Annotated in this window: 9 protein-coding genes and 1 pseudogene; 3 read left to right on the top strand and 7 right to left on the bottom strand. The window is 33.4% G+C overall.

The window, feature by feature from the left end; all coding sequences use genetic code 11:
- Window positions 1-487: 487 nt before the first annotated feature.
- The 3 genes and pseudogenes from ltrA (at window position 488) to JOS54_RS06105 (ending at window position 3,989) form a co-directional block, all read left to right on the top strand.
- On the top strand, window positions 488-2,305 hold the full coding sequence (gene ltrA, locus JOS54_RS06095; protein ID WP_203245794.1) for a group II intron reverse transcriptase/maturase: 1,818 nt from the start codon (window positions 488-490) through the stop codon (window positions 2,303-2,305).
- Between the two features lie 96 nt (window positions 2,306-2,401).
- A pseudogene (locus JOS54_RS06100) lies at window positions 2,402-3,400 on the top strand (relaxase/mobilization nuclease domain-containing protein); the annotation flags it as partial.
- A gap of 52 nt (window positions 3,401-3,452) precedes the next feature.
- Complete coding sequence (locus JOS54_RS06105; protein WP_203244725.1) at window positions 3,453-3,989, top strand: restriction endonuclease subunit S; 537 nt, start codon at window positions 3,453-3,455, stop codon at window positions 3,987-3,989.
- Here the strand turns inward: JOS54_RS06105 and JOS54_RS06110 are convergent.
- From JOS54_RS06110 to JOS54_RS06140, 7 genes are all read right to left on the bottom strand, one after another.
- Window positions 3,968-4,552, bottom strand: a complete 585-nt coding sequence (locus tag JOS54_RS06110) for a restriction endonuclease subunit S (protein ID WP_203244726.1) — start codon at window positions 4,550-4,552, stop codon at window positions 3,968-3,970. The two genes, JOS54_RS06105 and JOS54_RS06110, sit on opposite strands and share 22 nt — an antisense overlap.
- Before the next feature lie 4 nt (window positions 4,553-4,556).
- Window positions 4,557-5,540: a site-specific tyrosine recombinase/integron integrase gene (xerA, locus tag JOS54_RS06115; protein WP_203244727.1), complete on the bottom strand. Its 984-nt coding sequence runs from the start codon at window positions 5,538-5,540 to the stop codon at window positions 4,557-4,559.
- 99 nt (window positions 5,541-5,639) lie between these two features.
- Window positions 5,640-6,038, bottom strand: a complete 399-nt coding sequence (locus tag JOS54_RS06120) for a TIR domain-containing protein (protein WP_203244728.1) — start codon at window positions 6,036-6,038, stop codon at window positions 5,640-5,642.
- On the bottom strand, window positions 6,038-6,472 hold the full coding sequence (locus tag JOS54_RS06125; RefSeq protein ID WP_203244729.1) for a hypothetical protein: 435 nt from the start codon (window positions 6,470-6,472) through the stop codon (window positions 6,038-6,040). Before JOS54_RS06125 ends, JOS54_RS06120 begins: the two co-directional genes overlap by 1 nt.
- Before the next feature lie 49 nt (window positions 6,473-6,521).
- Complete coding sequence (locus JOS54_RS06130; RefSeq protein ID WP_203244730.1) at window positions 6,522-7,769, bottom strand: restriction endonuclease subunit S; 1,248 nt, start codon at window positions 7,767-7,769, stop codon at window positions 6,522-6,524.
- Entirely contained in the window at window positions 7,762-9,384 is a 1,623-nt protein-coding gene (locus JOS54_RS06135; RefSeq protein WP_203244731.1) for a class I SAM-dependent DNA methyltransferase, read from the bottom strand. The genes JOS54_RS06130 and JOS54_RS06135 overlap by 8 nt, the downstream gene beginning before the upstream one ends.
- Before the next feature lie 10 nt (window positions 9,385-9,394).
- The gene (locus tag JOS54_RS06140) at window positions 9,395-12,592 is read right to left on the bottom strand and encodes a type I restriction endonuclease subunit R (RefSeq protein ID WP_203244732.1); all 3,198 of its coding nucleotides are present in this window, start codon (window positions 12,590-12,592) and stop codon (window positions 9,395-9,397) included.

A 12,592-nucleotide genomic window follows, 5' to 3' on the forward strand; every position in this document is an offset into this window, starting at 1 on the left:
ATAACTAACTTAGAGGAGAAATCCAAAGAGGACAATAGCACGTTATTAAAGTCATAAGTTGGATAGATATCATTCCACGACTGAATGGCGAGACCTAAAGTTGATATGAGGATAAAATCTAAACTGATTGAATGCCAGTCCGAGGAACATTTGTGGTGGTCATAACGAAAGATATCTATATACGTTATGTTGAGTGTGCCTATGTAGCGAAGATTAATGCATTAGGCAAAACTTTACACTCAATCCGCTTGCATAAGCATGAAAGGACGAAAAGCATATCCGACAATCAACGCTTGCTTTTTACTTCGATACTAAATGGAGATTACCTAAGTCAGAAAGCGAAAAAAATGCTATGGTTTTAAGAACCTGAATATCTGATATGGTAACGGAGCCTTCGTAGTAATCCGAGAGAGATAATGACTCTTACATGGTGAAGGAAGGCAGTTTATTCATTCAATTCAGAGGAAAGGAAGGTGCGAGAGGCACTATGAGAAATCCCAACAATGTATTGATTAGTTTGAGAAAACATTCAAAAGAAGAAAACTACACTTACAAAAGATTGTATCGTAACCTTTACAATACAGACCTATTCTTGCAAGCATACCAAAATATTTATGCTAACACAGGAAATATGACTAAAGGTGTAGATAATCAAACAATAAGTGCAATGAGCTTAGAAAGAATTAACAAAATCATTGATTCACTAAAAGATGAAAGTTACTCACCCACACCAACAAAAAGAGTATATATTCCAAAGAAAAACGGAAAATTAAGACCATTAGGCATACCAAGCATTGACGATAAATTAGTACAGGAAGTATGTAGAATGTTATTAAATTCTATCTATGATGAAAGCTTTGAGGACACATCTCATGGCTTTAGAGATAATAGAAGTTGTCATACCGCTTTAAGACAAATTCAAAATAGATTCGTAAGATGTAAATGGTTCGTTGAAGGAGACATTAAAGGTTTCTTTGACAATATAGACCATAACATTATGATAGACATTCTATCCAAGCGTATTGACGATGAAAGATTCCTAAGATTAATAAGAAAGTTTCTTAAAGCTGGATACATGGAACAAAACCAATATCACAACACCTACAGTGGAATGCCACAAGGGTCAATAATAAGTCCCATACTTTCAAATATTTACTTGGATAAGTTTGACAAGTATATGCAAAATTACAAGGAAAGCTTTGATAAAGGTAATAAAAGAAAGCAAAATAAGGAATATAAAGCTCTCTATGATAGAAGAAAAAGACTTGAAAATAAGTTAAGCAAGACAACCAATAAAATTGAAATAGATGATATTAAATCAGAAATTGAAGAGATAAACAAAAGATATTTCAATATACCTTGCTTAAATCCTATGGATGAAAACTTCAAGAGAATACAATATGTTAGATATGCTGATGATTTCATTATTGGCATTATCGGTTCTAAGGCAGATGCTGAAAAGGTAAAACAAGACATTGGTCAATTTATCAAATCAGAATTAAACCTCGAACTATCTGATGAAAAAACGCTAGTAACAAAATCAACAGATAGAGCCAAGTTCCTAGGTTTTGATATCAGAGTAACTCCTGGAAGTAATCATACAAAGAGGACAAAAGCAGGTATAAAAGCAAGAAACTTTGGTGGTCATGTAAGACTTGAGCTATCAACTTCAACAATACAAAATAAGCTAGCAGAGCTTGGAGCATTAAGAATTAAAAATCTAAATGGAAAAGAAGTATGGTTTCCTAAAGAAAGAACTGAGCTAATATCAAGAACAAACTTAAGTATATTAGACCAATATAACGGAGAAATTAGAGGATTCTGCAACTACTACAGAATCGCAAATAATTCTTCAAAGCTCCATAAGTTTAGATACATTATGGAATATAGTCTGTATAAAACATTGGCTTGCAAATATAGGACAAAGGTAACGGATATTATAACTAGATACCGCACTGATAAAGATTTTGGTATAAGTTATACAGATAAAAATGGTAATAACAAAACTCGTTTACTTTGGAAAGACAGCTTGGCTAGAAAAGAATTTCCCCAATGTGATAATGCTGATGTGATTCATAAGCAAAAATTCTATCTTAAGAAACCAACGCTAGGTTTAAGATTAAAAAATAATAAGTGTGAATGGTGCGGGAAAGAAACTAATAATCTAAAAGTGTATCAAGTAAAAAAGCTTAAAGACTTAACTGATGAATATGCTTGGCATGTTTTTATGAAAAGCATTAATAGAAAAACTCTAGTAATTTGTAATGAATGTTTTGAAAAAATTAATAACTCAAATGAAGAATAAATGGAAAGCCGTATACATCGAGAGGTGTACGTACGGTTTGGGGGCGAGTATCTAAAAACCTACATTAGAAATAATGCAAGGCGTTGGATACTTAGCCTACTTAATAATGTAAATATGGTAACGGGGAAATGCTACCAGTCCAACAAAAGAAGCTATCATCAAATCCGTTATCAAAGCGATAAGCTATGCAGAGAAAATAGCCTGTCAGTCATTGACGAATACTACGAAAGATTTAAGAAAAAGTATAGGACGAACGGCAAATCCTGGTATGAAAATGAGCAAGCTAAAAACGGAACTTCTTGGAAAAGTAAGCTCCAATTTGACATTGATAGAATGATAAAACAGTCAAAGGACTGGGATGAATTCTTAAAGAGGATGGCGGATCTCGGCTATGAAATCAAGTATGGTAAGCATATCGCTTTTAAGCACAAAGACAAGGAAAGATTTACAAGAGCAAAAACTATCGGAGAAGATTATACGGAAGAAAGACTCAAAGAAAGAATTTTAGAAAACGCTAATCAAAAAACATTCTCCGTTAAAAAGCGTGTCGGAAATATTATCGACATTGCTAACAATGAAAAGGCACAATCAAGCAAGGGATACGAATTCTGGGCTACCAAACACAACCTGCAAGTAGCATCAGATACTGTTATCTTAATGCGTGAAAAAGGCTTTAAGTCTCTTGCTCAGCTTGATGATTTTATTAAGAAAAGTGCAGACAAAAGGCAAAGCTTACAGGACAAAATTAAGTTACTTGACGAGAAAATAGCTACCCTTTCCACTACTATGGAGCAAGTACATACTGTTACGAAATACCGCCAAATTTATCAGGCATATAAGAAAGACCCTACTGACAAAGCCTTTGCCGGTGAGCATAAATCGGAAATTCTCTTGTACGAAAAAGTCCTTGCCGACCTTAAAAAGTCATACTCTAAAATGCCAAATTCCAGGCAGATTTTTGAGGAACTTGAAAAACTGAACGAAAAAAAGAATACCCTTATGCAAGAGTATTCTTCCTCAAAAACCGAGATGACCGAACTGTATCAAATTAGGAAAAACTACGAGAGATATATGGGGAAAGAGATGGAGAGATAGTAATATAAACGATAATTTAGAGCAGCAAATGCATCTCATTTTTGAAGATATGATGGCTAAAGCAACAAATAATAAAATTAAAGGTGAATTTATTGTTGCTAAAAGCCTTACACAAGTTATAACCGGTAAAGAAGATGCAAATTTTTCTGTATCAAATGGGAAATATAAATTTTTTACCTGTTCAAATACTCCATTGCATTGTGATGAGTATGCATTCAATTCATCATCTGTACTTATAGCCGGTAATGGCGATTTTAATGTTAAACATTATTCCGGTAAATTTAATGCATATCAGAGGACATATGTGCTAAGCCCTCAAAAAGAGTATTATGCTATCTTATATTTAGCAGCTTTATATAGAATCAATTCTTTCAAAACAGGTTCTTCAGGTTCTATAGTAAAATTTATTACTAAAAGTGATGTTGAAAACATCCCTGTGTTTATGCCTCATGATTCTAAGTATCTTGATGAGCTTAATAAATTAGTCATAATGCAAGAGCAAAATATGCTTGAAAACGAATTGCTTGTGCAGTTACGAGATTGGCTACTTCCTATGCTAATGAACGGTCAAGCTACCATTAGCGACTGATACGGTAAATTATCGTTTATATCATTATTGGATATGATTTTTTTATCGATTGCACCTAATAACGCAACTATCATATCTTGATAATTCTTCTCGGGGATTTTAAAATTCAAAGTCGTTAAATAGTCTATGTTAATATTATCCTGAATGCTTCCACTGGCAGCATTTTGAATAGAAGCCTTTATATACTCAAAAATATAATACATAAATATTTCTGATGATTGGCTTTCATAAGCATTAAACCCAACAACACTGTCTGGAAAACAAGCTGGGTAGGATAATATAGCTGTTTCAGCTATATTCGCAGCTATCGTTATACATAGAGTGCCTTTGTTCCATAATTTACTTTGCTTTAGCCCAAATTCACCATATTCTTGTGTATGATTTTTGATATATAAATTTGCCTCTTTTATATCACCCGTCTGTATAAATGGATATTTGCCACCAGCAAATAATCTCTCATCGTTTCTTGGTCTATGCTTGGATTTTCCACGAGAAAAAACACCAAGATCACTTAGTTTATTCTCATTCCAATCTTTATTGTATTTACTTTCGTTATATATCATTCCATCACCCTATATATTTTCTATGAGCAATTTTAACATTGCTCTGTTTAACCATTGCATACTGCAAAGTCGTATCTATTTTACTATGCCCTAACAACTTTTGTAACTGTTCTATCGGCATACCTTTGTCGATCGCCATAGTTGCAAGTGTTCGTCTAAACTTATGTGGATGCACCTTATTGAGTCCAAGTTGCTTTCCAAAATTTCGTAATCTTACTTCTACCCCGCCAATTTTAAGCCTATCATATGGAGCTTTGAGCGATACAAACAAGGCAGGATTATTATCTTTTCTTTTAGACAAATAATTCTGCAAATGTATTTTCGTCCTTGCATCAAAATATACAATTCGTTCCTTGTTTCCCTTTCCAAAAACAACACATTCTCTTTCATTAAAGTCTACATCTTCTCGATTCAACAATACCATTTCTCCAACACGCATACCTGTTGAAGCAAGCATATCAATTATTGCTAAATCTCTTAGTTCCACGCAATTATCACGCATAATCTCCAGAGCTTCGTCAGAATAAGTTTCTTTAATATTTGTTCCAGTTTTAACCTTGTGGATTCGTCTAACCGGACTTTTTAAAATGTAATCCTCATCTTCTAACCATGAGAAAAAACTGGATAGAATTCGTCTTATGTTATCAATGGTAGTCTTGCTTGACTTCTTGTTTGCTTGATATTCTGTAAGATAACAGCGTATATCATCCGTTACAATATGCTTAACATCCTTCTTAATTTCATCGAGCATCGATTGTATCGTAGCATAATAATATTTCAAAGTCTTTTCGGAGCAACCTTCAATTTTCTTCGCTGACAAGAAAGATTCTACCAAGTTTTCTCCCGAAATGTCCTTGCTTTTTTCTGAAAGGGTTACATCGTAATTAAAAAGCGTGTGTTGTAGTACCTCATGTAATTTTTCTGTTTGTGCATTGCTCAAATATGGCAACATGCCTTGAACAATGTCTGTGATTAAATTTTGTTTCATAGTCATTCTCCTTTTCTTTTTCTTAGAGAACGACTACCAACGGCAGTTCTTCCATAATAAACTCTTGCCGTTGATAAGAGTTATTTGTTTTATAAAATGTCAGTATCTCTTAATAGCACTTACAATAGAACTTGAATTCCAAGCAACAATTTCATCTGCTGATTTTTTTACAATATCAGATGTTCTACTCGCTCCCCAAGGTTCAACAGCAATTATTCTTTTACCCATCTCTTTAGCAAGTTCAATCTCTATGTTTATCCACTTGCTATATGTAGAATAAACGCCCGCCAAAATGATAATGCAACTTGCATATTGCATTTGATTTCTAATAGCCTTTTTCAGCTCATATGTGTTTGAAGTATTATGAATAGGATCATCTTTAGGAACTGAATAATTCCTGTAACTAAAGTATGGTGCATTATTCAGCAACCTAACTAATCCTTGATACTGATCACTGTAGCTCCATGAATGGCTTATGAAAATATTATAAGTAGACATTAATTTCCTCCTATTCCACAACACTTTGTTGCTATCATGATAATTATTATAGAAATATAAAGCACTATAAAGATGACTGGAAAAGCAATTTCTAACTTAGTTCCTTCTCTATATTTTTTATTGTCTTTTAAATGCTTCCACTCTTCATTAAATGCTTGCATTGGCAATTTTTTCTCTATTTCCTCGATAACCAAGAATTTTGCTGTATTTAATAATTTAAAATTTCTTATAAAAAATGTCCAAACCACGCAAATACAAATCCCTGTTATCGAAAGAATTATAGTCTTCATATCCCACAAAAAAGAATTTGCGGCTAATAATGCGATATTGAGTGTTACAAACAAATTGTTCATGCTATCTCTTCTTTGACTCACTGAATTAGCCATTTCAACACAAGTTTGCCATTGAGATAACAATGCATCTTTATCTTCCATCCATACCTTACCTCCTAATACTTAATATTATAAACGATAATTTAGTGGCTTAATCAGCAATAGTAACTTGTCCATTCATCAACATAGGAAGTAACCAATCACGAAGATTGATTAACTCGACGGTTTCATTTTTGTTCTTCAATATGCTGACACGGATTTTATGCAGGAAGTTTTCATAGTCCAATATAATTTTTTCATCAGGAACAACAACATTCAGTATTGCCAAATTAGCCTCGCTGAGAGATGCTCTTGTTGATGCCATACACGAATTATGGAGAAATTTATATATGCCATCGCTACCTAAAAATGAACGTATGTATTCCCTGTAATTAGGATTGTGAACACAAATTTTTCCAAGAGCTACATTGAACGCACCCTCTATTCCGTATCGAACTGCACCAGCATCTCCGTATTTGTCCATAAGTATGTCAAAGCGGTCAACTATACTAAGATTTTTTGTTCGAGGAATATATGTTATGTGTGTATCGCTATCATAATCTCTGTTTTGAATGAAACGCACATAACCTTCTTTTGGCTCATATACAAATTCACTTTTAGGTGGTTGACTATTGCTTTCCCAACTTACCAATTTGAGCAGTGGAACAACATTCCAGTTCTCTGGAATATTACGTTTTAGTTGTTCGTTCCAAACCATCTTACCGCCAGATGAGCAGTATGGCTTTCCGTTTTCGTCTGGAAAATCAAATTGTGTGAACCAGTAGTCGTAAATAAGCTTAGCTTGCTGCTCTAAATTATCGTTTATCTTATTATTTGTCCGAACTTTCATTTCTATTTTATATAATAAATCGCCAATTCTTACCTGTTCTTCATAATCAGGCAAATATACATACAAAAACGAAAAAATATCCTCATTAAAACTTGCCCTCAAGGTCATTATAGTATTACAATCCAACACTTTCCGAAAATACTTACTTCTCAAGAAAAAAGCAATATATTTCGAGTACACAATCCCCGTTGTTTTAGGTCTTAGTCTTTTCACGAAACCACTAAAAGTTGCTTTTGGATAGTCCTTTATCGCAACACAACTCATCGCTAAAGCATCCACTGTTTCACTTGTTCTCGTAATAAATACATCGTCTTTTTTTACAGAATATATTTCTTGTTCTTTAATAGATGTATTCATTAAATCCGATAATTCCTCGGGAAGAAAATAATTATTAAACACCGTACTAAATGATACAAATGGAGAACCGTGTCCAGATTGCGCTTTTGATGAAGATATGCCCGAACTCATTTCATATAAATCACTGAATTTGTACTTTGTAAGTTTACTCATACTTCACCTTCTTTAACTGTTCCATAATCTCGGTTTTGAGCTTATCTCCCTCTGCAAAGTATTCTTTTAATTTTGCCTGATACTCATCCATTTTTGCCTGAAATTCTTCTTGTGTTAATTCTACATAATCAATCTTTACATCAAAATATTGACCGGCTGCAAGTGAATATTTCTTTCCTTTTATCTCCTCATAAGTAACTGCAACGGAAAAATCCTCTACAGCTTCTTTATTGTTAAATGTATCAACTATTTTATTGATTTCTTCCGGACGCAATCTTCTTTTTTGATTATTACCGTCTTTGTATTCTTCTCCCAACTTAGAAGCATCAATAAGGACAACTTTCTTGTTCTCCTTTGATTTATCAAAGAATAAAACAGATACATTTGTGCCGGTATTTGCGAAAACATTGGACGGCATACTAATTGCTCCACTAATAATTTCTTTATCAACAATGTGTTTTAACACCTTACTTTCAACACCTGATTTTGCCGTTAAAAATCCAGTTGGAACAACAATCGCACCTTTTCCATTGCTTTTAAGCGAATTTATGACATGCTGAATGAAGAGCGTATAAATTGCCATACTCTCTTTTTTCTTAGCAGGAATTTTCGGAACGCCACCCCAAAAACGAACGGGCATTTGATCTAATTTCGCTTTATTCTCAGAAAAATCCATTTTAAAAGGTGGATTGGATACTACATAATCAAATTGTCTAAGTTCTTTTCCATCATCGCTTTTATGATACGGGCTAACTAAGGTATCTCCTTGAATAGCATGATCTAAAGAAGAAACTAAGCCATTCAAAATAAGGTTTAACTTCAACATTTTATTACTTCTTTGAGATATATCCTGAGAAAAGATAGTACACCTATCTTCGCCAATTTGGTGTGATAACGCCATAAGCAGTGTGCCTGTTCCCGCCGAAGGATCGTAGCATTCTATGTTGTGCAAATCCTTATTTTCTCCCACAAGCAAGCGAGCCATAATTGTCGCTATTGCATGAGGAGTGTAGTATTCAGCATATTTTCCACCGCCAGCTGTATTATAGTCTTTAATCAAATACTCAAATATAGCTGCAAAAAAATCATAATGTTCATTAAATGCTTCATCAAAAGAAAAATTGATAAGTTTATCCACCAAAGCTCGTGCAAAAGGAGCTCTTTGTGCATCGTCTGTAACATTGGTAGTTATTTTTTCAAATAAAGCTATTTTTGTTTTTTCAGTTGTTTCTGTGGAGAATATTTCCTTATTCTTGTCTGCAATATCCGTCATCGTAGAATCGAAAATGACATCAAAATCGCCTTTTGACTGCTGATTCCATAAGTTTGATATTAAATGTTCTGGATTTAATCTTGGAATATCCGGAGAAAGCTGATCGAATAAATCAAGCCTTTCATCCTCTGTCATTTTTCTGTATTCTTCTTCCCATTTAGACGCATTGCGAAGTCTTTCACTAATTTTTTTGACTTCCACTCCGAATTTATCATTCAAGAACTTGAAAAGAAATACTTGAGTGATTATTTTATATTCATTTCCATCGTTGCCAAGTCCATAAACTTGGCAAGTAGCTTTTAAATTATCTATTAACTGTATAGTCTGTTCCTTAATATTCATACTTTCTCCCTTAAGCATACATGTAGTAAGAGTTGTACTGATCAAGATATTCTCGACTTATTCTGAATTGAATAAATGACCTATCTTCACGGCTATTTGAAAAATTCATGCTGTTCATTGAGTCTGTTATTTCCTTCATCACAGTTTGCTCAAAATACGCATCTTTCTTCAATATGTCGTTACGATCATAAACCTTACTATCAATATTTCTCTTTATTGTATTCAGCACATCAACAATATCCTCATCGTATTCAGAAGCAATTGGAGTTGCTGAAGTCATCCTTCTTCGCTCATTTTCTTCCTTTATCCTCTTATGCACACGAGCAAACTTAGTATCGCCATTATATCTTCGTAATATAGCAGTATTTTTCCTCTTAATTTCAGCCAATTTTTTCAAAACATCTTCCAATGCTTCCGATTGCTCATTAAATTCTTTGATACTGTCAATTACAAAACCATGTTCTTTAAATCTTTGCATGAAAGCTTCTCTAAGTGTGATATATTCTGGATCATCTTGATCGAAATTTTCGGCAAATTCATTTATGGTTTTTTTCCATTTTTCCTTTATCTCAATGCCTCCAGATATAATTTTCATTTCTTCTTTGCTTATAGATTTGAAACTGAACTCTATATCCTCCATCGCCTTATTAACAATTTGCTTCGTTTCATCATGCATACTGAAAACTTCTTTTTGGTTGATAATATCTATGCAATGTGAAACCTCAGAAATCATTGAAGGCAACTTTGTTATCTCAAGTTTTTCAAATTTTTGTTTCAATTCCTCATCGCCAAAAGTTCTTACAATATTGCACAAATCTCTTGCAGATATAAGCACCTTTTTTAACTTTAACAACTCTTCTTTATCCTCTATTGTTGATATTTCGGAGCTAAAATCCTCTGCATTGTCTATGGTATAGTTAAATAAAACTTGCCTTACTTCTTTCATCTTTGCAACTAATTCTTCGGGACTTTCAAGAACTTGGCTCAGTGTATCCATTGTATTTCCATCGCCTGTTTCAGCAGGATCCTTAAACCTGTTAAGTTCTTTTAGATAAGCTTCATTTGTCTCATCAAAGTTCTTTTTAATATCTGCAAAATCAATGACATATCCATAGTAATTATCTTTGTAAGGTCTGTTAACTCTCGTCAAAGCTTGTAGAAGATTATGATCTTTCAATTTTCTCCCGAAATATAGCCTTTTTAGTCTTGGAGCGTCAAATCCGGTCAAAAGCATATTAAACACAATAAGAATATCTATTGTATTATTTTTCTTGAAATCATTAACTATTTCTTTTCTTGTCTCTTTATCATCGCTATCATGAAGAATTAACCCCGCTTTTAACTTACTTTTTACAGAAGCGTTGCAATTCAGTTCTTCTTGTATTTCATCGAAATAAGCAAATAGTTTCCTTGCTTGCTCACTTGTTTCGCAAATCACCATTCCGCCTAATGTATCGTCTCCCTGAATTTCTCTGAATTTTTTCAAATCCGAGATAATATATCGTAAAAGCTCTTTCACATAGGAATCGTGTTCTACTATATAGCTTTTCTTTATATCTTTTTTCTCAACCAAATGCTCAATATTGTCATAAATTTCAGAAAGCTTTTCGCGGTATGAAGTTTCAATGTCTTCCCTTATTATTTTCAGGGTATACCCATCTTGAATTGACTTGTCATAATAATAAGTATGCAAGTAATTACCAAACACTTTCCATGAAGCTCTTTCTTCTTTAAGCAAAGGAGTTCCGGTCAAGGCTATCTTTATAGATTCTTGATCCGCATCAAACAGATTTGCCAAGAAACAGCCTTTCGGATTATATCCTCGATGTGCTTCATCAATGATAAATATTCTTTGAAGATTTGTGTCATAATCGTTAATCACGACTTTTTCTTTATCTTCAGCAAATCTTTGAATGTTGACAACTGTGATTTCTGTTTTTCCACTGTTTCCGTCTTGAGATTGGTTTGTTCTGAATTGAGCCATCAGTTCTTTTCTGCTACTTGCAGTTTTGACCACTAAACCTCTTGCTTCAAATTCTGAAGATGCTTGCTCTAACAAATCTAATCTATCTACAATAAAATAAAACTTAGCTACTTTATTCTGTTTTGCATAATAATCTGTTAAGGCATAGGTTAAATGGTAAGACAATGCTGTTTTTCCGCTGCCTTGTGTATGCCAAATAACACCTGATTTAATCCCCTCTTCCAGTTTTTCTATTACAGCAAGCGTTGCAAAAAATTGTTGGTATCTCATAATATGCTTTTGATCTAAGCTTTCAATCTTACCGCCATCAATTTCTCTATCTATTCTTACATAAGCAAATCCATATTTCAAAAGAAATAACAGTCTTTGTTTTGAACACATTGATGTAATTATTCTGTTTGTCGGCGTGCTCTCATTTAAGTTAGTCTGATATTCTGGAGATGTATGGATTACTTGGCAATTAAAATCTGATAGAATTTGCTTTTCCATATCTTGATTTATATCCAAATACGGAAAATCTTGGATAAATGGAGCTACATCATTGTTGCCAGGATTTTCTTCTCTAAAACAATTGAATTTTGTTGTATCTCTTGCTCCAGTGCAATAAAACGCACCCTGAATAGGTATTATTCCTCCCAAGGTTTCATACTCCATATTATTAGAGAAAATCATTAGTTGAGTGATGTTAATAAACCTGCGAAATTTCTTGTTTGGAAATCTTTGGTCATTCATCCTCTTGCTTTCCGCAACCATTCCACCTTTATTATTAGGCTTCTTAACTTCAATAAATACAAGAGGAAGCCCATTTACAAAAAGTGTAATGTCCGGTCTGAATTCATCCTGTCCATTTTTACAAGTAAACTCAGCAGTATAATGGAAAGTATTGTTGTTTATATTTTCAAAATCAATGAGTTTTGTTGGAGAAATTGCTACTAATCTCTTATAAAAACTCTTGCCTAAATCGTCATTGTCCAATTCCTGCCTTATGCTTCTTAAAACTTCTTCAACTTCTCCAGCATGAGCAGGGTTTAATTTTTTGAATTGATCTTTAAAAACTTCTAAAAGAATATTAGTATCTCCATCATACTTGATACCCTTCATATCTTCAGTTATTTTCCCGAAATACTTATATCCCAGGCGAGATAAATGAACCAACGCAGGCATTTGTACTCTTGTAGCCTCATTGAAGTCCTTATTTCTTGAATAATTTTTAACCTCACTCAT

It is taken from the genome of Bulleidia sp. zg-1006 (assembly GCF_016812035.1).
Lineage (GTDB): Bacteria > Bacillota_I > Bacilli_A > Erysipelotrichales > Erysipelotrichaceae > Bulleidia.

Coding starts and splice junctions, on each gene's coding strand:
- ltrA (WP_203245794.1), top strand. CDS start 488: ATGAGAAATCCCAACAATGTATTGATTAGTTTGAGAAAACATTCAAAA.
- JOS54_RS06105 (WP_203244725.1), top strand. CDS start 3,453: ATGGCTAAAGCAACAAATAATAAAATTAAAGGTGAATTTATTGTTGCT.
- JOS54_RS06110 (WP_203244726.1), bottom strand. CDS start 4,552: ATGATATATAACGAAAGTAAATACAATAAAGATTGGAATGAGAATAAA.
- xerA (WP_203244727.1), bottom strand. CDS start 5,540: ATGAAACAAAATTTAATCACAGACATTGTTCAAGGCATGTTGCCATAT.
- JOS54_RS06120 (WP_203244728.1), bottom strand. CDS start 6,038: ATGTCTACTTATAATATTTTCATAAGCCATTCATGGAGCTACAGTGAT.
- JOS54_RS06125 (WP_203244729.1), bottom strand. CDS start 6,472: ATGGAAGATAAAGATGCATTGTTATCTCAATGGCAAACTTGTGTTGAA.
- JOS54_RS06130 (WP_203244730.1), bottom strand. CDS start 7,769: ATGAGTAAACTTACAAAGTACAAATTCAGTGATTTATATGAAATGAGT.
- JOS54_RS06135 (WP_203244731.1), bottom strand. CDS start 9,384: ATGAATATTAAGGAACAGACTATACAGTTAATAGATAATTTAAAAGCT.
- JOS54_RS06140 (WP_203244732.1), bottom strand. CDS start 12,592: ATGAGTGAGGTTAAAAATTATTCAAGAAATAAGGACTTCAATGAGGCT.